General features: G+C 63.0%; 22 protein-coding genes. 14 read left to right on the top strand and 8 right to left on the bottom strand.

Annotated elements, in window-relative coordinates; translation table 11 throughout:
• Positions 1-5 precede the first annotated feature (5 nt).
• The 3 genes from RTQ46_RS03910 (at position 6) to gloA (ending at position 2388) form a co-directional block, all read left to right on the top strand.
• Complete coding sequence (locus RTQ46_RS03910) at positions 6-1340, top strand: sorbosone dehydrogenase family protein (RefSeq protein ID WP_312434727.1); 1335 nt, start codon at positions 6-8, stop codon at positions 1338-1340.
• A 105-nt stretch (positions 1341-1445) separates the two neighbouring features.
• Positions 1446-1868 (top strand): OsmC family protein, encoded by a 423-nt coding sequence (locus RTQ46_RS03915; protein WP_312434728.1) that lies wholly within the window; start codon positions 1446-1448, stop codon positions 1866-1868.
• A gap of 112 nt (positions 1869-1980) precedes the next feature.
• Positions 1981-2388, top strand: a complete 408-nt coding sequence (gloA, locus tag RTQ46_RS03920) for a lactoylglutathione lyase (RefSeq protein WP_312434729.1) — start codon at positions 1981-1983, stop codon at positions 2386-2388.
• A 5-nt stretch (positions 2389-2393) separates the two neighbouring features.
• On the opposite strand, the gene RTQ46_RS03925 is transcribed toward gloA, so the two are convergent.
• Positions 2394-3305 carry a LysR substrate-binding domain-containing protein gene (locus RTQ46_RS03925; protein WP_312434730.1) on the bottom strand — a complete coding sequence of 304 codons (912 nt, stop codon included), beginning with the start codon at positions 3303-3305 and terminating at the stop codon, positions 2394-2396.
• Positions 3306-3394: 89 nt separating this feature from the next.
• On the opposite strand from RTQ46_RS03925, the gene RTQ46_RS03930 reads away from it, so the two are divergent.
• Positions 3395-3862, top strand: a complete 468-nt coding sequence (locus RTQ46_RS03930) for a DMT family transporter (RefSeq protein ID WP_312434731.1) — start codon at positions 3395-3397, stop codon at positions 3860-3862.
• A gap of 48 nt (positions 3863-3910) precedes the next feature.
• On the opposite strand, the gene RTQ46_RS03935 is transcribed toward RTQ46_RS03930, so the two are convergent.
• The 7 genes from RTQ46_RS03935 to RTQ46_RS03965 all read right to left on the bottom strand — a co-directional run bounded on the left by RTQ46_RS03935 (position 3911) and on the right by RTQ46_RS03965 (position 9911).
• Positions 3911-5251 carry a TolC family outer membrane protein gene (locus RTQ46_RS03935; protein ID WP_312434732.1) on the bottom strand — a complete coding sequence of 447 codons (1341 nt, stop codon included), beginning with the start codon at positions 5249-5251 and terminating at the stop codon, positions 3911-3913.
• Positions 5252-5391: 140 nt separating this feature from the next.
• Complete coding sequence (locus tag RTQ46_RS03940) at positions 5392-5715, bottom strand: rhodanese-like domain-containing protein (protein WP_312434733.1); 324 nt, start codon at positions 5713-5715, stop codon at positions 5392-5394.
• Positions 5716-5730: 15 nt separating this feature from the next.
• On the bottom strand, positions 5731-6381 hold the full coding sequence (locus tag RTQ46_RS03945; protein WP_312434734.1) for a protein-L-isoaspartate O-methyltransferase: 651 nt from the start codon (positions 6379-6381) through the stop codon (positions 5731-5733).
• A 179-nt stretch (positions 6382-6560) separates the two neighbouring features.
• On the bottom strand, positions 6561-7211 hold the full coding sequence (locus RTQ46_RS03950; RefSeq protein ID WP_312434735.1) for a TetR/AcrR family transcriptional regulator: 651 nt from the start codon (positions 7209-7211) through the stop codon (positions 6561-6563).
• Positions 7212-7377: 166 nt separating this feature from the next.
• Positions 7378-7938: a TetR/AcrR family transcriptional regulator gene (locus RTQ46_RS03955; RefSeq protein WP_312434736.1), complete on the bottom strand. Its 561-nt coding sequence runs from the start codon at positions 7936-7938 to the stop codon at positions 7378-7380.
• 8 nt (positions 7939-7946) lie between these two features.
• Positions 7947-8417 (bottom strand): nuclear transport factor 2 family protein, encoded by a 471-nt coding sequence (locus tag RTQ46_RS03960; RefSeq protein ID WP_312434737.1) that lies wholly within the window; start codon positions 8415-8417, stop codon positions 7947-7949.
• Positions 8418-8873: 456 nt separating this feature from the next.
• Positions 8874-9911 carry an alpha/beta hydrolase gene (locus RTQ46_RS03965; protein WP_312434738.1) on the bottom strand — a complete coding sequence of 346 codons (1038 nt, stop codon included), beginning with the start codon at positions 9909-9911 and terminating at the stop codon, positions 8874-8876.
• Between the two features lie 252 nt (positions 9912-10163).
• Between RTQ46_RS03965 and RTQ46_RS03970 the strand changes: the two genes are divergently transcribed.
• From RTQ46_RS03970 to RTQ46_RS04015, 10 genes are all read left to right on the top strand, one after another.
• Positions 10164-11669, top strand: coding sequence for a DASS family sodium-coupled anion symporter (locus RTQ46_RS03970; RefSeq protein ID WP_312434739.1), 1506 nt, complete (start codon positions 10164-10166; stop codon positions 11667-11669).
• Positions 11670-11811: 142 nt separating this feature from the next.
• Positions 11812-12684: a GIN domain-containing protein gene (locus RTQ46_RS03975; RefSeq protein WP_312434740.1), complete on the top strand. Its 873-nt coding sequence runs from the start codon at positions 11812-11814 to the stop codon at positions 12682-12684.
• 78 nt (positions 12685-12762) lie between these two features.
• Positions 12763-13035, top strand: a complete 273-nt coding sequence (locus tag RTQ46_RS03980; protein WP_312434741.1) for a YkgJ family cysteine cluster protein — start codon at positions 12763-12765, stop codon at positions 13033-13035.
• 67 nt (positions 13036-13102) lie between these two features.
• Positions 13103-13876 carry a DeoR/GlpR family DNA-binding transcription regulator gene (locus RTQ46_RS03985; protein ID WP_312434742.1) on the top strand — a complete coding sequence of 258 codons (774 nt, stop codon included), beginning with the start codon at positions 13103-13105 and terminating at the stop codon, positions 13874-13876.
• Between the two features lie 33 nt (positions 13877-13909).
• Positions 13910-15070: an MFS transporter gene (locus RTQ46_RS03990; RefSeq protein ID WP_312434743.1), complete on the top strand. Its 1161-nt coding sequence runs from the start codon at positions 13910-13912 to the stop codon at positions 15068-15070.
• Between the two features lie 170 nt (positions 15071-15240).
• Complete coding sequence (locus RTQ46_RS03995) at positions 15241-16086, top strand: undecaprenyl-diphosphate phosphatase (RefSeq protein ID WP_312434744.1); 846 nt, start codon at positions 15241-15243, stop codon at positions 16084-16086.
• 6 nt (positions 16087-16092) lie between these two features.
• Positions 16093-17916, top strand: a complete 1824-nt coding sequence (recQ, locus tag RTQ46_RS04000) for a DNA helicase RecQ (protein WP_312434745.1) — start codon at positions 16093-16095, stop codon at positions 17914-17916.
• Positions 17916-18380, top strand: coding sequence for a hypothetical protein (locus RTQ46_RS04005; protein WP_312434746.1), 465 nt, complete (start codon positions 17916-17918; stop codon positions 18378-18380). The genes recQ and RTQ46_RS04005 overlap by 1 nt, the downstream gene beginning before the upstream one ends.
• A gap of 68 nt (positions 18381-18448) precedes the next feature.
• On the top strand, positions 18449-19417 hold the full coding sequence (locus RTQ46_RS04010) for a LysR family transcriptional regulator (RefSeq protein WP_312434747.1): 969 nt from the start codon (positions 18449-18451) through the stop codon (positions 19415-19417).
• A gap of 385 nt (positions 19418-19802) precedes the next feature.
• Positions 19803-21089: a Glu/Leu/Phe/Val dehydrogenase gene (locus RTQ46_RS04015; protein ID WP_312434748.1), complete on the top strand. Its 1287-nt coding sequence runs from the start codon at positions 19803-19805 to the stop codon at positions 21087-21089.
• Positions 21090-21125 lie beyond the last annotated feature (36 nt).

A 21125-nucleotide genomic window follows, 5' to 3' on the forward strand; every position in this document is an offset into this window, starting at 1 on the left:
ATTCCATGTCCCTGCCCTACCCTACCCGACGTCTGCGCGTTTCCCTGATTGCCATCGCGACCCTGGGCGCACTGTCCGGCGCCGGCAGCGCCCTGGCGCAAACCATGCCGCCCGGCTTCGGCCCGCAACCGGTGCTGCCGGCGCCTTCGAAGCAACTGATTCCGACGGTACAAGTCGCTCCGGTCGAGCGCTGGGCCGGCGATGCCAAACCGACGGTGCCGGCCGGGTTTGCCATCCATGCGCTGGCGCGCGATCTCGACCATCCGCGCTGGATCCATGTGCTGCCGAATGGCGACGTGCTGGTGGCCGAAACCAATGCCCCGCCGAAGCCGGAGGACAGCAAGGGCATCAAGGGCAAGATCATGAAGATGACCATGAAAAAAGCCGGCGCCGGCACGCCCACCGCCAACCGCATCACGCTGCTGCGCGGCATTGACGCGAACGGCGTGGCGCAGACGCGCACGGTGTTCATGCAAGGCTTGAATTCGCCATTCGGCATGGCGCTGGTCGGCAAGGACCTGTATATCGCCAATGCCGACGCGCTGGTGCGCGTGCCGTATGAAGAAGGCCAGAGCGAAATCACGGCAAAGCCCGTCAAGGTGATGGACCTGCCGGGCGGCCCGATCAACCATCACTGGACCAAGAACGTGGTGGCCAGTCCCGACGGCAAGTTTTTATATGTGTCGGTCGGCTCGAACAGCAATGTGGCCGAGAACGGCATGGGCGCCGAAGAGGGCCGCGCGGCCATCTGGCAATACGAGATTGCCACCGGCAAGCCGCGCATCTTTGCCAGCGGCCTGCGCAATCCGAACGGCATGGCCTGGCAGCCGACCAGCAAGGCGCTGTGGACCGCCGTCAATGAGCGCGATGAACTCGGCGACGAACTGGTGCCCGACTACATGACCTCGGTCAAGGATGGCGGCTTCTATGGCTGGCCTTACAGTTATTACGGCCAGCATGTGGACAAGCGCGTGAAACCGCCGCGCCCGGAACTGGTAGCGAAAGCCATCGCGCCCGACTATGCGCTCGGTGCGCATACGGCGTCGCTGGGCCTGGCGTTCTATGACGGCAAGCTGTTTCCGGACAGCTATCAAAACGGCGCCTTTATCGGCCAGCACGGCTCGTGGAACCGCAAGCCGTTCAGCGGCTACAAGGTAATCTTCGTGCCGTTTGCCGATGGCAAGCCGTCCGGCCCGCCGCAGGATTTCGTCAATGGCTTTCTGGATCGCAAGGGCAATGCACAGGGCCGGCCGGTGGGCGTGGCGGTCGACAAGGCTGGCGCGCTGCTGGTGGCTGACGATGTCGGCAACGTCATCTGGCGCGTGACCACCGCGCCTTGATGCCGGACACCAGGGGGATGATCGTCCCCCTGTGTGGCGCACCGAACAGTGGCATGGCGCCCCTTCGCGCATGATGGTTGCTCGAACCACGCACAGGAGCACATCATGAAAAAATCAGGATCAGCCGTCTGGAGTGGCGGCCTCAAGGATGGCAAGGGTTTCATTTCCACCGAAAGCGGCGCGCTCGACAATATTGCCTATGGCTTCAATACACGCTTTGAAGACGGACCGGGCAGCAACCCGGAAGAATTGATCGGCGCCGCCCACGCAGCCTGCTTCACCATGGCTCTGTCGGGCAAGCTGGGCGAATCGGGCCTGCGCGCCACCGCCCTGAAAACCACGGCCCAGGTCAGCCTCGACAAGGTCGATGGCGAATATGCGATCACGGCGATCCACCTGACCCTGGTGGCCACCATCCCCGGCGCCAGCAATGAAGCCTTCCAGGATGCGGCGCTGCGCGCCAAGCTGGGCTGCCCGGTATCGAAATTGCTGGTCGCAAACATCACGCTCGACGCCAGACTCGAGTAACCGAGCTGGGCCGTTCCATGCCGCCTGCTGCCAGGGCGGCGGGAGCGGTTTCTGCAGGAAGCTCGTAAAACGCCTAAAATCCTGCCATTCACCACCATCCTCAGGATACAAGATGCGTATTTTGCACACCATGTTGCGGGTCGGCGACCTGCAACGCTCCATCGATTTCTACACCAACGTACTGGGCATGAAGTTGCTGCGCACCAGCGATAATCCGGAATACCAGTACACGCTGGCGTTTGTCGGCTACGGCTCGAACCCGGACCACGCGGAACTGGAACTGACCTACAACTACGGCACCACCAGCTACGAGCTGGGCACGGCCTACGGCCATATCGCCATCTCGGCCGACGATATCGTCACCGCCTGTGACGCCGCGCGCGCCAACGGCGGCAACGTCACGCGCGAACCGGGTCCGGTCAAGGGCGGCAGCACCGTGATCGCCTTTATTACCGATCCGGACGGCTACAAGATCGAACTGATCGAGCGCAAGTTCGACGGCCAGGGCGGCGGACTGTAAGTCAATCAGCTGACTGCCGCGGCAATCGCCGCGCGCAGCCAGGCAATACCGGCATCGCCGTCCGTACGGTGATGCCGCACCAGCTCGAAGGAAAATGGTGCGATCGCAAACGGTGGCGCCTGTACCATCACTCCCGGCTGTTCACAGCCCTGCAGGGCGCGCTGCGCCACCGTCAGGATCAGATCCGTCCCCTTCAGTAATTCCGGAGCCACCGTCCAGTGCGGCAATCGCACGGCGATGCGCCGCGTCCGGCCCAGCTTGGCCAGCGCCGCATCGACTTCGGCTGCCATGCCGCCATCGGTGGACGCCACCAGTACATGGGGTCGCGCCAGGTAAGTTGCCAGACTCAGCTGCTCGCCCGCCGCCAGGCTGGCCGGATCGAGCGCGCAGCTGAACGTTTCCTCGAACAGCACCTCGCTGTGCAACTGTTCCGGCAGCTGCGCAAATACGCCGAGCGCCAGGTCCAGCTCGCCATCCTGCAAACCGGCCAGCATGGCCGGGCGGCTGGCGCTGCTGATGACCAGGTCGATGCCGGGCGCCTGCGCACGCAGCCGGCACAGCAAGGCAGGCAGCACCAGTGCCGCGCCATAATCGGACATGGCCAGCCGAAACGCGCGCTGCGCGCTGGCGGCATCGAACCCGGCGCCGCCCAGCACGCAGCGCACGCTTTGCAAGGCCTCGGCCAGCGGCCGCGCCAGTTCCAGCGCGCGCGACGTGGGCCGGAAGCCACCCTTGCCGCGCAACAGCAGCGGATCGTCGAGCAACTGGCGCAGGCGGCCCAGCGCATGGCTGACCGCCGGCTGGCTCATGTGCAAGCGTTTGGCCGCACGCGACAGATGGCGCTCGGCAAGCAACGCTTCCAGGATGACCAGCAGGTTCAGGTCGACGCTGCGCAGATGCGTGGCTATATTATTCATCCGGTGCATGATTTGATGACAAAGTACGAATTGGATTTTATGTTCACGTAATAATACGCTGTCTCCATCAATCAACGATGGAGACTGACATGCAAGGATGGATTACTTTATTTGCCCCGTTGGCAATACTGGCCGGCGCCGTGGTGCCGTTCCAGGCCGGCGCGAACGCTGCATTGGGCCGCAACCTGGGCCACCCGCTGTGGGCCACCGTAGCCTCGCTCGGCGTCAGCGCCGTGCTCGCTTCGCTGGTGATGCTGGTATTGCGCGTGCCGGCGCCCGACGTATCGCTGTCGCTGCGCGCGCCGGGCTGGACCTGGCTGGGGGGCGCGGCAGGCGTGTTCTACATCACGGCCGCGCTGATGCTGGCGCCGCGCATGGGCTCCGGTCCGTTCATGGCGGCCGTCATCGGCGGCCAGGTGCTGGCCGCGCTGGCGATTGACCGCTACGGCCTGCTCGGCTTTGCCGTGAAACAGATCACGCCGCTGCACTGGGCGGGAGCAGCGCTGGTGGTGAGCGGCGTTGCCGTCATGCAAATGGCCAGCGCGCGCGCCAGCTGACAAAAAAAAGGCTATGTCAGCGCTGGTTTTTCTGACGCTCAGGGCCGCTTAACGGTCGAGCAAGGCATTGACGGGCACCAGGTCGGTTTCCTTCAGGGTGCCGGCGGCCGACTTCAGGCGCAAGCCATTCATGATGGTGTCGTAGCGCGCTTTCGACAGGTCTTTCTGCGTCGAGAACAGTTGTTTCTGCGCGTTCAGCACGTCGATATTGATACGCACGCCCACCTGGTAGCCCAGTTGGTTCGATTCCAGCGCCGACTTGCTCGACACCTCCGCCGCTTCCAGCGCCTTGACCTGTGCCATGCCGCTGTTGACGCCGAGGAAAGCCTGGCGCGCGTTTTGCGAGGCCGAACGGCGCGCCGTTTCCAGGTCGTTGCGGGCCTTGTTTTCCAGCGCGATCGATTCGCGTACGCGGCTGGTGACGGCAAAACCGCTGAAAATCGGGATGCTCCACTGCACCCCGATGGCGTTGTTGTTATTGCCGCTGCCGCTGCCGCCACCCGATGTATAGGTATGACCGGCATTGGCCACCAGGTCCAGCGTCGGGTAGTGGCCGGCGCGGTTGCGGCCGATGTCGCGCTTGGCCGACTCCACATTGAACTGGGCCGTGACGACGCCGAAGTTCTGCTCTTCGGCCGAGCTGACCCACGGTTCGATGGTGGCCGGCTGCGGCGCGCTGAGCGTGACGCCGGTGCGCATCGGCGCCAGGCTGGCCGGTGCTTCGCCGATAATCGTTTGCAAGGCGCTGCGCTTGTTGGCCAGGTCATTGATGGCGGCAAACTCCTGCGCCACCACCAGGTCGTACGCCGCCTGCGCCTCATGCGTGTCGGTAATGGTTTGCGTGCCGACTTCGAAGTTGCGCTTGGCCGACGCCAGCTGCTCGGTCGTCGCCGCCTTTTGCGACTGCGTCGCGCCCAGGTTGTCCTGCGCACTGAGCACGTCGAAATACGCCTGCGCCACACGCGTGATCAGGTCTTGCTGCACCTGCGCGAACTGGGCTTCGGCGATCGATTGCGCCAGCTTGCTTTGCTGATAGGTTTCCCAGCGGTCCCAGCGGAACAATGGCTGGGCAAGGGTCACGTTGTAGCTGTTGGTGCGCACATTGACGGAGGGTGAGGTAATCTTGTTGCCGCCCAGGTTCTGCGAAATCAACTCGTTGTCGCCGCGCGTATTGCTGCCCGAGGCCGACACTTGCGGCAGCAGCCCGGCCAGGCCCTGCGGCACCCTTTCCATCCCGGCCGACAGGGCCGCGCGCGCGCTGGCGTACTGCGCGTCATTGGCCAGCGCCTGCTGGTATACCTGGATGAGATCGGCCGCCTGTGCTTGCAGCGAGCATGTCATCGTGACCAAGGCGCTGGACATCAGTACGGCGATAAGGGGTTTCCGCATTGCATTTCTCCGTGGGAGTCGTCAAAAGTTGATGGATACAAAAATCGGGTACTGCCTGCGCCCCCTCCGGATCAGACGGGTGCAGCTCTCCTCGGGCCTGCGCAATGCACAGGCCCGGGCTTGCGTCTACAAGAAATTACTTAGTATTTTGCCATGCTGGCGTCGACCTGCAACGCCCAGGCGTGCATGCCGCCTGTCAGATTACTGACCTTGCCAAACCCATTACGTTCCAAAAAGGCCGCCACCTGCATGCTGCGTGCGCCGTGATGGCAGATGCAGACGATCTCGGCGTCTTCATCGAGGTCGTCGATGCGTGCCGGGATCGAGTTCATCGGCATCAGAGTCGCGCCGTCGAGCCGGCACAGGTCGAATTCCCACCCTTCGCGCACATCGAGCAGGAAGGGACGCGGACGGGAAGGATCAGCCAGCCATTCGGCCAGTTGCGGTGCACTCAGGATCTCCATCGATTGCCCGCCGCTTCAGAACTGGAAGTGCGATGGCGGCACGGCTTGCAATTGCGCCACATTGGTTTCAAACACCTTGCGCGTATCGTAAGTCAGGTCCGAGGTACGCGTGATCAGGTGGGCCGACATGATCGGGGCTTCACCGATAATGGCCAGGATGCGGCCGCCCACCTTGACCTGTTGCAAAACCGCCTCAGGCAGCACCGGCAGCGCGCCGGACATGACGATCACGTCATACGGAGCACCGATGTTCCAGCCCTGTGCGCCATCGCCGAGCACGACGTTGACATTCGTTACGCCATTCGTGGCCAGGGTCTGTTCGGCTTGTGTCTTGATTTGCGGCAGGATTTCCACGGTCGTCACGTGACGCGCCTTGTGCGCCAGCAGAGCGGCCATGTAGCCGCTGCCAGTACCGATTTCCAGGACATTTTCGTGCTTTTTAACGGCGACTTCCTGCAAGATGCGGGCTTCGAGCTTCGGCGTAAACATGCTTTCGCCGCCGCCCAGCGGAATTTCGGTATCGATGAAGGCCAGGTTTTTATAGGCAGCCGGAACGAAATCTTCACGTTTCACCACGTTCAACAGCTCCAGCACGTCGATATCCAGCACGTCCCATGGACGGATCTGCTGTTCGATCATATTGAAGCGGGCTTGTTCGATATTCATCTTTGGACTCGGTAAGTGAAGTAATAATCCGCCATTTTATCGTTGAACTGGCTGAAAGCACATGTTAACCATAAAGAGAGGCGATGGAGGAAATTTGCGACGATCTGCAGATTTAAGGGGGTGAACCTTGCAAAGGCGTAACTGAACGGTAGCTAATACGCATGGCGTTCCGTTGCTGCTCAGCGGTTTACACCTGGCTCCAGTTGCAGGCCGCGCAGGCTCATGTCGATAAAGGTGTTCAGATAGGCGATCGGATCGATATTGTTGACGTCACACGGCAGGAAAGAATGGGTCCACATCATCAGCATGGTCATCGGCGCGCACAGGATGGCGCTGACCAGTACCGGGTCGACCTGGCGAAATTCACCGCGCCGCATGCCGCGCTCGACCAGGCTGGCAATCAGCGCATTGCCCCGCTGTACGACTTCTTCGTTGTAAAACTGCGCCAGTTCCGGAAAATTGTTGGTTTCAGCCATCATCAGCTTGGTCAGGCCGGCCAGCTTGGTGGCGCCGAATTCTTCCCACCACTGCATCATCAGGCTGCGCAGCAGCTCGCCACTGCCGGCATCCGATGCCGCCATGCTGTTTTCCGCTTCGCCGATCGAATGGACAATATTGTCACGCACCACGGCCTTGAACAGCTCCTGCTTGTTTTCAAAATACAGGTACAAGGTGCCCTTGGAGACTCCGGCCCGCTTGGCCACGTCCTCCAGCCGGGTAGAGGCAAAGCCCCGTTCGACAAACAGGTCGAGCGCCGCGGCCAGCAGTTCCTGCGGCCGCGCATCCTTGCGCCGCTCCCAGCGCGGCTTGGTATCCATCGGGACTTGCATGTAGTGTGATTCCGGGTAACTTACTTTTGAGTCATTAATCTTAGACTTGTATACAGGCAAGGTCAAGACTGAAGTGGACGCCTTGCACGTCGGCGTATCGCGGGCGGGAAGTCGTCAACGCGCTTGACATGGCAGCGCTGTGCGAAGCGTTATCGCGTGCGTGCGTTCAATCAGTCAGCAAACGCTGTCGGAGGCGATGCAACGTTTCGGCAAAGACATCCGTCCGATCAAGAGCACGGGCCAAAACTAACGCACCCTGGATACCGCCTACCACTTCTTCGGCCAGCGACTTGGCTACTTTCGGCTCGCGCCCGGCGCGTACCAAGGCGCCTGCAAGCGCCTCGATCCAGGCTGCAAAGTAATCGCGGATCCTGGCAGCAAAGCGGTCGCGCTCATTGCCAAGCGCAAATATGCCAACCAGACAGACGCGACGGCCAGAAAGGAAATAACGACCTACATCGTCGAACATCGCCGTAATGCCTTGTACCGCATCCGCACGTTCGTTCAGCGACTCAAAGACATTCCGCTTGAACCAGTCATCCACCTGCGTCAGCACGGCTTCCGCCATTTCCTCTTTGCCGCCCGGGAAAAAGTGATAGATGCTGCCCTTCCCCAGATTGGTCCCTTCGGTGATGCGAGCCAAGCTCGCTCCCTCGAAACCATAGGTGCGGAACACTTCCGCCAGCCTCGGGATCACATCCTCCCGCTCCGCAATTACTCTCGCCATAATCTTCCCTAGAAACCGAAATCGCTCAGGCCTGGATAACCAGCCGGGCGTGGGCCGCTATTGTCCCACAGGAACTTGCGTTCCTCAGGCTTGATCGGATGTTCGTTGATGCACGCGTGGCGGTGATGCATCAAGCCATTTTCATCGAATTCCCAGTTTTCGTTGCCATAGGCACGATACCACTGGCCGCTATCATCGTGGTATTCATAGGCGAAACGTACGCCGATGCGGGCGCCATCGAAAGCCCACAGCTCTTTGATCAGACGGTAGTCGAGTTCCCGCGTCCACTTGCGCTTGAGCAGCGCGACAATGGCGTGGCGGCCTTGAACGAACTCGGCGCGATTGCGCCACCAGCTCTCTTCGGTATAGGCCAGGGCGACTTTTTCTGCATCGCGGGTATTCCAGCCGTTTTCGGCAAGACGGACTTTTTCCACTGCGGTTTCGCGGGTGAATGGCGGCAATGGCGGGCGGGTAGACATGTATTTCTCCTTGAATGTACCGATCAGAACACAATGTACCGATCGGTAAAGTAACTGTAGCCCGCTTGGCTGCGCATTGCAAGCGATTTTTTTTGGGTGGGTAAATGATGGGGCCGCCTCGACGACGCCAGGCGATGGTGTTTTCACCTCCCCCAACCGATATCGGCAAGCGCGACTTGGGCGATGGCACTGCTGCCCAGGCCGCCCTGCTCCTTGCCGGGCGTGGCATTTGGCTGCGGCCGATGCCGCCTGCTTGCCGATAGCCGTCATGCCCGGCCGTCAAATGATCGTGTCACTCATCGGGGTTGTGACACAACCGATGTGTGTCTCAACCTCACATCAGGCTGGCCATGTATGCGCGCTCATGCAGCGTTCAGCGAGCGCAGGGGTTGTTACATGGAAGGAGGAAGAGCGGCATCCAGGACGTTCCGGATGCCGTATTGATGGAAACAACGGTTACTGTGTGGCTGCCGCAAACGCCTTCTTCAACGCATCGGCCGCAAACTGCTGCGCATCCTTCGCCTTTTTCACCACCGCACCCATGCCGAAGAACTCGTGCGTGACACCCTTGTATTCCTGGTACGAGACCGTCACGCCGTCCTGTTTCAGGCGCTCCGCATAGGTCTTGCCTTCCGACAGCAACGGGTCGATTTCGGCGGCCACGATGGTGGCCGGCGGCAAGCCTTTCAGCGAAGGCGCCTTCAGTGGCAGCGCGTACGGGTTGGCCGGATCGCCGCCGTAGTGCTTGAAGAACCAGCCCATCATCGGCTTGTTGAGCGGCTTGGCGTCGGCATTTTTCACGTACGACGGCGTCGTCATGTCGTCGCTGACCACCGGATACACCAGCAGCTGCATCAGCGGCAAGGTCGCCTGCTTGTCGCGCGCCATCATCGACACCACGGTGGCCAAGTTGCCGCCCGCGCTTTCGCCGCCGACCGCCACGCGCGACGGGTCGCCATTGAATTCCTTCGCGTGCGCCAGCGTCCACTCGTAGGCGGCATAGGCATCTTCCGGCGCGGCCGGGAACTTGTGTTCCGGCGCGCGGTGATAGTCGACCGAAACCATGATGGCGTTGGCCATTTTTGCCAGCGCGCGCGGCGAGGCGTCATAGGTCTTGGTGTCGGCAATCACGAAGCCGCCGCCGTGGTAGTACACCATTACCGGGAAAGGGCCGGTGCCTTCCGGCGTGTAGATATACACGGAGAAATCGCCCGACGGACCCTTGACCGTCATCTGCTTGACCGTCACGCCCGCTTCCGGCGCGGCCGATTTGCCCATGTCGGTCAGTACTTTCTTCACCGCGTCGGCAGGCGTGGGCTGCTGGCGCGCTTCTTCCGGCGTCAAGGTTTCGATCGGTTTGCCGCCCAGCGACGCCAGTGCGTCGAGCACTTTTTGCATGTCGGCATCGGCCTTCGGTGGCGCGGCGTGCGAGTACAGGGCGACGGTGGCCAGCGCCGCGGCGGCGAGGGAAGTGAGCAGCAGTTTCTTGTTCATGGATTTTTCCTTGGTTGGCAGCGTTCGATAATGAGGTGTCTGACTGCCAACAGTAGTGAATATTCTGCCATGCGTATGTGCAGTGACCCGCTTAGCACCGTGTTCGCTTCAGAGAGATAAAGTCGCTCAAAATTGACTTGAGGGAATACATTCGGTATCCACGTCCCATCCCTGCCATCCCCTGCATTATGATGGTTGCAATATTGCCAAACTGCATGCCTGCCCGGGCAAGCGGGTCATGAAAGGATCAAGATGTTCAAGTCTGTCGGCGAGCTGTTGCGCCATTTCAAGGAAGCCGTACCGTTCAAGCTGGGCCCGGCCGTCATATCCACCATCGTGCTGATTACCCTGCTGCTGCTGCCGACACCGGACGGCCTGACGCCGAAGGCCTGGGCGCTGGTGGCGATCTTTCTGACCACCATCGTTGCCATCATTTTGAAGGTGATGCCGATCGGGGTGATGGCCATGATGGCGATCGTGATCGTCTCGCTGTCGCAGGTCACCTCGACCTCGTCCAAGGGCGCCATCACGGACGCGCTGAGCAGCTTTGCCAATCCGCTGATCTGGCTGATCGTGGTCGCCATCCTGATTTCGCGCGGGCTGAAAAAGACCGGGCTGGGCAGCCGCATCGGCCTGCTGTTCATCTCGCTGCTGGGCAAGCGCACCATCGGCATCGGCTATGGCCTGGCGATCTGCGAACTGGTGCTGGCACCGTTTACGCCCAGCAACACGGCGCGCGGCGGCGGCATCGTCCATCCGATCATGAAGTCGATCGCCAACGCGTTTGACTCCGACCCGGCCAAGGGCACCGAGCGCAAGGTGGGCACCTACCTGGCGCTGGTCAATTACCACGCCAATCCGATCACCTCGGCCATGTTTTTGACGGCCACCGCACCCAATCCGCTGGTGGTCGATTATGTGGCCAGAGTCAGCAACCAGAACTTTCATTTGAGCTGGACCACCTGGGCGCTGTGCATGCTGCTGCCGGGGCTGGTGTGCCTGCTGGTGATGCCGGTCGTGATTTACTGGCTGTCGCCGCCCGAACTGAAAGCCACGCCGGACGCGGTCGACTACGCCAAGGCGGAACTGAAAACCATGGGCCCGCTGTCGGCCGCCGAAAAAGTCATGCTGGGCACCTTCGGCCTGCTGCTGGTGCTGTGGGCCAACGTGCCCGCCATGCTGTTCGGCCCGGCGTTTTCGCTCGACCCCACGGTGGTGGCCTTTGTCGGGCTGTTCGTGCTGATCATTACCGGCACCATCGACTGGGACGACGTGCTGTCGGAAAAAAGCGCCTGGGACACGCTGGTGTGGTTCGGTGCGCTGGTGATGATGGCCGAGCAACTGAACAAGACGGGCGTGATTGCCTGGTTCTCAGCCGGCATGAAGGGCGCCATCGTCGCCAGCGGCATGGACTGGCTGCCGGTGGCATCCGTGCTGGTACTGGTATTTGTGTTTTCGCACTATTTCTTTGCCAGCACCACCGCCCATATCAGCGCCATGCTGCTGGCGTTCCTGACGGTGGGCGCACAGCTGATCCCGCCCGAGTACCTGATTCCGTTCATGCTGATGATGACGGCCGGGTCGGCCATCATGATGACCCTGACGCACTACGCCACCGGCACCTCGCCCATCATCTTTGGCAGCGGCTTTGTGACGATGGGCAACTGGTGGCGCGTGGGCCTGGTCATGTGCCTGGTGGAACTGGCGATCTTTGCGGTGGTGGGCAGCACCTGGTGGAAAGTGCTGGGCTACTGGTAAATCACGCTTCACCCCCCGTTTTATGCAGTTCATCGCATTTCGCTACAGGCAACAGGAGGACTTTGTTATCTTGCCATCGACAGCACGGCAGCCGCAGCGCGGCCGCCGGCTTTTTTCATTCAACGATCACAAAGGAACTAACATGCGTGCTTTGCTGGCCCTGTGCTGCGCCGTCGCCCTTGGCGGCTGCGCCATCGTCATCAACCCCAACGATGGCGACGTGCGCTACAGCACGGATTCGGGCGGCAAGGCCGTCGAAGGCAACCAGCAACTGAGCCGCGACACGCGCGCCATCGGCAATGCGACCACGCTCGATGTCGGCGGCCTGACCGGCACCAATGCCCGCATCGACGTGCGCGTCGGCCCGGCGTCCTCGCTGGTGATCGAGGCGGACAGTAACCTGCTGCCACTGATACAGAGCGAAGTGAGCGGCAATACGCTGCGCATCTGGAGCGATGCCAATCTGCGCCGCGCCAGCGATATCCACATTATCTACACCACGCCGCACCTGCTCAAGATCAGCACCCTCAGCGGCGGGCGCCTGGTGGCCAGTGGCTTCAATGGCGACGACCTGACGCTGCTGCAGCACGGCTCGATGAAGAGCGAATTGTCGGGCAAGGTCGGCCGTCTCGACGTGGCCAACTACGGTTCGGGCAGCATCAACGCGGCGGGCCTGGTCAGCGGCAACAGCGACGCCGTGCAGAATGGCTCGGGCCGCATTCATCTGGGCCAGGTACGCGGCGAACGCGTCAACGTGGCCGTCAATGGCTCGGGCAGCATCAGCGCCAGCGGCAGCGTGCAACGGCTGGACGCCAACGTCAACGGCTCGGGCGACATCAACCTGGCGCCGTTGAGCAGCGATATCGCGTATTTGTCGAGCAATGGCTCGGGCGATATCGATGCGACCGCCACTGGCGAAGTCAACGCGCGCGCCAGCGGTTCGGGCCGCATCACCGTGCATGGCGCACCGGCCAGGCGTACCCTGTCGGGCACGCGCGTGCGCGTGGTGCAATAAACTTGCGCAGCTGGTAGCAAGTCCTGGCGGCGGGGCTTGCTATACTGTCGGCCCCTTCCCGCTTTTCACATCACCGCCATGCCCTCTCCCGCCCCTCTGGCATGCCGCCCTTCGTGCGGCGCCTGCTGCACCGCTCCCTCGATCACCAGCCCGATACCGGGCATGCCGAACGGCAAGCCGGCGGGCGTGCGCTGCGTGCAGCTGGCCGACGACAATCTGTGCCGCATCTTTGGCCAGCCCGAGCGCCCGGCATTTTGCGGCGGGCTGCAGCCCTCAACGGAAATGTGCGGCGACAGCCGCGAATACGCGGTGCACTGGCTGGGCGAGCTGGAGCGCCTGACGGCGCCGTAAAACAGGCGTTGACGATCTCTGCACGTTTGCGTATATTCATGCACATTCCTGCACGATTAAGAAAGTCATGACCGCCAACCTGCTTCTCAAACAGCGCCACGCGCTGATCCAGCAACAATTGCAAGCCGATGGCCGGGTGCTGGCGCTCGACCTGGCGCGCCAGCTTGACGTATCGGAAGACACGATACGGCGCGACCTGCGCGAGATGGCCTCGGCCGGCCTGTGCCAGCGCGTGTATGGCGGCGCCCTGCCGCTGGCGCCCGATGGCGGCACGTTGAGCCAGCGCCAGCACGAGGCGCCCGAGAGCAAGGCGCGCCTGGCGCAGGCGGCCGTGTCGCTGGTGCGCGCGGGGCAGGTACTGTTTCTCGATGCCGGTTCGACCAATCTGGCGATTGCCAGCGCATTGCCGCCACTGGCACTGACCGTGATCACCAATGCGCCGGCGATCGCGATGGCACTGATGGAGCGTCCCGAGATCGAGCTGATCATGGCCGGCGGACGGGTCGACCGGCGCGCCGGCGCCAGCCTGGGGCCGCAGGCGCTGCGCACGGTCGAGCGCATGCATCCGGACCTGTGCTTTCTGGGCGCTTGCGGCGCCGACGCCGAGGCGGGCGTGACCGCCTATAACTATGACGAAGCCGAATTCAAACGCAGCATCGCCGGCGCCAGCCGCGCGGTGGTGGTCGCCAGCACGAACGACAAGCTGGGCACGGCCGCGCCGTTCGGCGTGCTGGCTACCGGCCTGCTGCAGCACCTGGTGCTCGAAGCGAGCGCCGATGCGGCGCACGTGGCCGCCTTCGAACGGCTGGGCGTGCAGGTATTGCGCGCCCGCGCCCGCTGAATTTCTTTCCCCATTTTCCTGAAAAGATTTCCCATGCACCCTACCGGTACCTTGCAACAACGCGCCACGCGCCTGGTCTTTTTCGCCGCCGGCCTCGGCATGGCGGCCTGGGCGCCATTGGTGCCCTATGCCAAGATCCGTCTTGGCCTCGATGAAGCCACCCTCGGTTTCCTGCTGCTGTGCCTGGGCGCGGGCTCCCTGTGCGCGATGCCGTTTACGGGCGTGCTGGCTGGCCGCTTTGGCTGCCGCAGCGTGATCCTGTGGGCCGGCGCGCTGCTGATCGCCATCTTGCCGGGACTGGCGCTGGCCGCCACCCCGTTGCAGCTGGGGCTGGTGTTGCTGGCCTTCGGCGCCGCCATGGGCACCATGGACGTGGCCATGAATATCCAGGCCGTGATCATCGAAAAAGCCAATGGCGGCGCGATGATGTCGGGCTTTCATGCGCTGTTCAGCGTGGGCGGCTTTGCCGGCGCCGCCGTCATGGCCCTGCTGTTGTGGCTGGGCCTCACGCCCGCCTGGTCCTGCGTGGTGCTGATGGCCTTGCTGGCTGTGGTAATCGGGGCTTCGCAAGGCCATTTGCTGCGCACGGTATCCCCGAGTGGCGAAAAGACGCCGCTGTTCGTCATGCCGCACGGCGCCGTCATCCTGATCGGCCTGCTGTGCTTTATCGTGTTCCTGGCCGAAGGCGCCATCCTCGACTGGAGCGCGCTGTTCCTGACCACCACGCGCGGCGTCGATGCCAGCCAGGGCGGCCTCGGTTATGCGGCGTTTGCCATCGCCATGACGGTCGGCCGCTTTACGGGCGACAAGGTGGTTGGCCGCTTCGGCGGCAAGCGGGTACTTGCTTTTGGCGGCCTGTGTGCGGCCGGGGGTTTCTTCCTGGCGGTACTGGCGCCGGGTGCGGTGCTGGCGCTGCTGGGCTTCGTGCTGATCGGCCTGGGCGCCGCCAATATCGTGCCCATCCTGTTTACGGCGGCCGGCAGCCAGACGGCAATGCCGGCCAGCCTGGCGGTGGCGGCGATTACCACCATCGGCTATGCGGGCATCCTGGCCGGACCAGCCTTGATCGGCTTTGTCGCCCACGCCACCAGCCTCAATATCGCGTTTGCCATCCTGGGCGGCGCGCTGCTGCTGGTGGCCGCCAGCGCGCGCCTGGCCGCATCGCCGGCAGCAGCGGCCAGGCAGCCGGCCTGATTTTTTCCACACAAGCCGGGCGGTGGCAAAAAAACCACCGCCCGCCACTGCCCCGTTCGGATCCGCGAGCCGCTCTCGTGGTAAGCTTCGACCCCGCGCACCATCGCGCCACAGCGTGACGCCGCGGTCTCCCCTCCTCTTGCTGCTTACCCACACTTACATAGCGATTCATGGATCTGATTCTTGCATTTAAAGCCATCATCATGGGGCTGGTCGAAGGTTTTACCGAATTCCTGCCGATTTCTTCCACCGGCCATCTGATTCTTGCGGGCAGCCTGCTCGACTTCACCAACGATGTGTCGAAAGATGTGATGGATGTGTTCGAGATCGCAATCCAGGCCGGCGCCATCCTGGCCGTGTGCTGGGAATACCGCGCGCGCATCGCCTCGGTGCTGTCGACCTTCGGCACCCAGGCCAAGTCGCGCAAGTTCGTGCTGAACGTGGCGATCGCCTTTCTGCCGCTGGCCATTATCGGGCTGGCGATCGGCAAGATGATCAAGCACGCGCTGTTCAAGCCGGTACCGGTGGCACTGGCCTTTATCATTGGCGGCGTGATCATTTTGCTGGTCGAGCGCCGCGCGCGCCTCAACCCGGTCACCGTGCGCGTCAATTCGGTCGACGACATGACCGCGCTCGACGCGCTGAAAGTGGGCTGCGCGCAGGCGTTCGCCCTGATTCCCGGCACCAGCCGCTCGGGTTCGACGATTATCGGCGGCATGCTGCTGGGCCTGTCGCGCAAGACGGCCACCGAATTCTCGTTCTTCCTGGCCATCCCGACCCTGCTGGCCGCCACCTTCTACTCGCTGTACAAGGCGCGCGACATCCTGTCGGCCACCGACCTGCCGCTGTTCACATTGGGCACCCTGGCCGCGTTTGTCTCCGCCTTCTTGTGCGTGCGCTGGCTGCTGCGCTACATCAGTTCGCACGACTTCACATTCTTTGCCTGGTACCGTATCGTATTTGGCGTGCTGGTGATCGCCAGCGCCCATTACGGCTGGGTTGTCTGGGCAGAATAAGGCACCATGAATCAAGACCTCAACGCGCAAGCCCTGCAGACGCTGCAAACCGTCTTCGGCTACCCGGCCTTCCGCGGCCAGCAAGCCGATATCGTCGACCATGTCAGCCACGGCGGTGACGCCCTGGTGCTGATGCCCACCGGCGGCGGCAAGTCGCTGTGCTACCAGATTCCCGCGCTGCTGCGCGATGGCGTGGGCGTGGTCATCTCGCCGCTGATCGCGCTGATGCAGGACCAGGTCGATGCGCTGGCCGAGGTCGGCGTGCGCGCCGCCTTTCTGAACTCCACCCAGACCTACGAAGAAGCGAGCCGCATCGAGCGCCTGGTGCGCACCGGCCAGATCGACCTGGTCTACGTGGCGCCCGAGCGCCTGATGACGCAGCGCTGCCTGGACCTGTTCCAGGCCTCGAAGATCGCCCTGTTCGCGATCGACGAAGCGCACTGCGTGGCCCAGTGGGGCCATGACTTCCGTCCCGAATACATCAAGCTGTCGGTGCTGCACGAGCAGTTCCCGGACGTGCCGCGCATTGCATTGACCGCCACGGCCGACCCGCAGACGCGCGCCGAAATCGCGCTGCGCCTGCAGTTAGATGATGCGCGCCAGTTCGTCTCCTCGTTCGACCGCCCGAACATCCGCTACCAGATCGTCGAAAAGGCCAATGGCCGCAAGCAGCTGCTCGACTTCATCACCACCGAGCACGCGGGCGACTGCGGCATCGTCTACTGCCTGTCGCGCAAAAAAGTGGAAGAGACGGCGGAGTTCCTGAACCAGAGCGGCATCCGCGCGCTGCCGTATCACGCCGGCATGGAATATGCCAAACGCAGCGCCAACCAGGCGCGTTTCCTGCGCGAGGAAAACATCGTGATGGTCGCCACCATCGCCTTCGGCATGGGCATCGACAAGCCCGACGTGCGCTTCGTGGCCCACCTCGACCTGCCGAAAAGCATCGAGGGCTATTACCAGGAAACCGGGCGCGCGGGCCGCGACGGCATGGCCGCCAACGCCTGGATGGCGTATGGCCTGCAGGACGTGGTGCTGCAGCGGCGCATGATCGACGAGTCGGAAGCCGACGAAACCTTCAAGCGCGTGCTGGGCGTGAAACTCGACGCCATGCTGGGCCTGTGCGAAACCCTGAGCTGCCGCCGCATGCGCCTGCTCGAATACTTCGGCGAACCGGCTTCGCCGTGTGGCAACTGCGACACCTGCCTGGTGCCGCCGGTCTCGTTCGATGGCACGGTGCCGGTGCAAAAGCTGCTGTCGGCCATCTACCGCGTCGACCAGCGCTTTGCCGGCGGCCACGTGATCGACGTGCTGCGCGGCGTCGAGTCCGAACGCATCAAGACCTGGCACCACGATTCGTTATCCGTGTTCGGCATCGGCGCGGACCTGGGCGAAGCGGAGTGGAAGGCGATTCTGCGCCAGGCCATCGCGCTGGGCCTGGTGGCGGTCGACCATGAACAATACAGCTCGCTGAAGCTGACCGACGCCTCGCGCCCGGTGCTCAAGGGCGGCCAGAAAGTGCAGCTGCGCCAGTACCAGAAACCGGTCAAAACCAGCAAGCGCAGCACCAGTGTCGCCAAGGGCTATGTCGAGATGGACCTGTCGGCCAGCGAACAGGCGATCTTCGACAAGCTGCGCTGGTGGCGCGTGGAGACGGCGCGCACCCACAACGTGCCGGCCTACGTGATCTTTGTCGACGCGACCCTGCGCGAAATCGCCAAGGCCAAGCCCACTTCGCTCGAACAGATGCGCGGCGTGAGCGGCGTCGGCGAGAAAAAGCTGGCGTCCTACGGCGATGAAATCGTTGCCATGATCCTGGAGATGATCTGATGGAAGAGTTATCGCCCGGCCTGATCTACCAGGCGGTGCAAATCCTGGGCGCGCAGCAAGCCACGGCCGCCAACGACATTGCCGAAGAAAAAATCGGCACGCTGGTGCGCGATGCGGTCACCGTGCGCCGCCTGGCCGACGTGATTCCGGAAGCGTTCGGCCTGGTGCTGGCGTCGCATATTCCCGGCGCCGAAAACATGAGCTTGCCCGACACCTTTCGCGCACAGGACGACAGTGGCGAGTGGGTCGAGTTTCCCATGCGTTGCGAACCGATTTTTGTCGTCGCAGTCGATATCGCCCAGCACACCTTCCACAACGGCCCGCGCGCGCTGATGCAAAACCTGGCCGACCGCAGTTCGCTGCTGTCGGCCACCAGCCAGGCGCTCGATACCGGCGCGTCGCTCGACGGCACGAGCCTCGGTCCGCCGTCTTTCTTCGGCTTGCCCGCATCGCTGTACCGGTAGCCCCGGATGCAGGCCTGGCAAACCTTGGTGCGCTATGCATTCATGATGAAAAACGGTACCATCCTGCGATGGAAACCAAATGGCTGGAAGACTTCATTTCGCTCGCTGAAACGCATAATTTCAGCCGTTCCGCGGCCCTGCGCCACGTTACCCAGCCGGCCTTTTCGCGGCGCATCCAGTCGCTGGAAAACTGGCTCGGCATCGACCTGGTCGACCGCACCTCGTATCCCACGCGCCTGACGCCGGCCGGCGCCGTGTTCTACGAGCAGGCGCTGGAAATGCTGGGCCAGATCAATGGCGTGCGCGCCCTGCTGCGCGGCAAGCGCGCCGCCACCCAGACCAGCGTCGACTTCGCCGTGCCGCATACCCTGTCGCTGACCTTCATGCCGAAGTGGCTCACCGTCCTGGAACAGGGTTTCGCACCGATCAACAGCCGCCTGATGGCGCTCAACGTGCATGACGCGGTGCTGCAGCTGGTCGACGGCGGCTGCGACCTGCTGCTGTGCTATCACCATCCGCGCCAACCGGTGCAGCTCGATCCGGGCCGCTACGACATGCTGGTGATGGGCCGCGAAACCGTGCGCGCCTACGCCCGCTGCGGGGCCGACAAGATCCCCGACTTTGTGCTGCCCGGCAGCGCGAAAGATCCGGTGCCCTTCCTCTCGTACACCAGCAACGCCTACCTGGGGCGGATGGTCGAACTGCTGATGGCCGACGCGAAGACGCCCTTGTACCTCGACACCTGCTACGAAACCGACATGGCCGAAGGCCTCAAAATGATGGCGCTCGAAGGGCGCGGCATCGCGTTCCTGCCCGAATCGGCGGTGCTGCGCGACGTGAAATACAAGCACCTGGCGCGCGCCGACGGTGGCGCCCCCGGCTGGGAAATCGAACTGGAAATCCGCCTGTACCGCGAGCGGCCGAACGGCCAGCGTCCCGGCAAGGCGATCGTCGAAAGCCTGTGGCAATACCTGGTGCAGCAGCAGGAAAGCGCGGCGCGCAGCGGCCGCCGGCGCAGGTCCCCTGCAGCCTGCTGAATTCCCCTTGCAGCGAGTTTTCCTGCTTCATAAGCAGACCAACAAAATCGGTCATCACCCAAGTCGCCAACCCAGGCTCCCCGGGCCAAGCGGGCCTGAAAAATGTCGAGGGCAAGGCGCAGCGACGAAGACAGTACGCATGTACGGCGAGGAGCTGCAACGCCGCCATCGGCATTTTCTCAGGCCCGCGTCTCCGGCCCGCTGTTCAAAACGTATGCACCAGCGCCGGAAATGGTCAAATCTATCTATGCAATAAATGCATAACCGGATGCATACAAAGCATTGGCCGGGGCATGCGGCCATCGCCTACGATGCGGTTCCGCTGCGCGCAGCTGCATTCGGCTGCGCCTCTCACGTATTCGTATTGTCCAGGAGCTTATCAAGCATGACCAGCAAGCACGCACTGCCTTCCTACCTCAACCCCGAAGATCTCGGCCCATGGGGCGTCTACCTCGAACAGATCGAGCGCGTCACGCCTTACCTGGGCAGCCTGTCGCGCTGGGTGGAAACGCTGAAGCGCCCGAAGCGCATCCTGACGGTCGACGTGCCGATCGAGCGCGATGACGGCAGCATCGCCCACTACGAAGGCTACCGCGTGCAGCACAATATGTCGCGCGGCCCCGGCAAGGGCGGCGTGCGCTTCCACCAGGACGTGACCCTGTCCGAAGTGATGGCGCTGTCGGCCTGGATGACGGTCAAGAACGCGGCCGTCAACGTGCCCTACGGCGGCGCCAAGGGCGGCATCCGGGTCGACCCGAAGACCCTGTCGCGCAACGAGCTGCAGCGCCTGACCCGCCGCTACACCAGCGAAATCAGCATGATCATCGGACCGAACAAGGATATCCCGGCGCCGGACGTCAACACCAATGAACAGGTGATGGCGTGGATGATGGACAGCTACTCCATGCTCAACGGCAATATGTCGACCGGCGTGGTGACCGGCAAGCCGATCTCGCTCGGCGGCAGCCTGGGCCGCCGCGACGCGACCGGCCGCGGCGTGTACGTGATCGGCTGCGATGCCGCCGCCCGCATCGGCGTGCCGATCGAAGGCGCGAAGGTTATCGTGCAAGGTTTCGGCAACGTCGGCGGCGTGGCCGCGCGCATGTTTGCCGAAGCGGGTTCGAAGATCGTTGCGGTGCAGGACCACAAGACCACCGTCGTGCACAGCGGCGGCCTGGACATCCCGCAACTGCTGGCCCACGTGGCCGAAGCGGGCAGCGTCGAAGGCTTCCCGGGCGCCGAAGCGTTCGTGCCGCGCGACGACTTCTGGGGCATCGACTGCGACATCCTGATCCCGGCCGCGCTGGAACAACAGATCACCGCCGAGCGCGCACACATTATCAAGGCGAAAATCATCCTGGAAGGCGCCAACGGCCCGACCATGCCGGCCGCCGACGACATCCTGAACGACAAGGGCGTCTTGATCGTGCCGGACGTGCTGGCCAACGCCGGCGGCGTGACCGTCAGCTACTTCGAGTGGTCGCAAAACTTCTCGAGCTTCTTCTGGACCGAAGAAGAAATCAACAGCCGCCTGACGCGCATCATGCGCGAAGCGTTCGACGCGGTCTGGCAAGTGTCGCAGGAGAAAAAGGTGTCGATGCGTACCGCCACCTTTATCCTGGCCTGCACGCGCGTGCTGCAGGCGCGTGAGGTGCGCGGTCTGTACCCATAATACTCCGCTCACCAAGCGATAAAAAAAATCCCGCTG

This window comes from Janthinobacterium sp., from assembly GCF_031995485.1.
GTDB lineage: Bacteria > Pseudomonadota > Gammaproteobacteria > Burkholderiales > Burkholderiaceae_D > Janthinobacterium.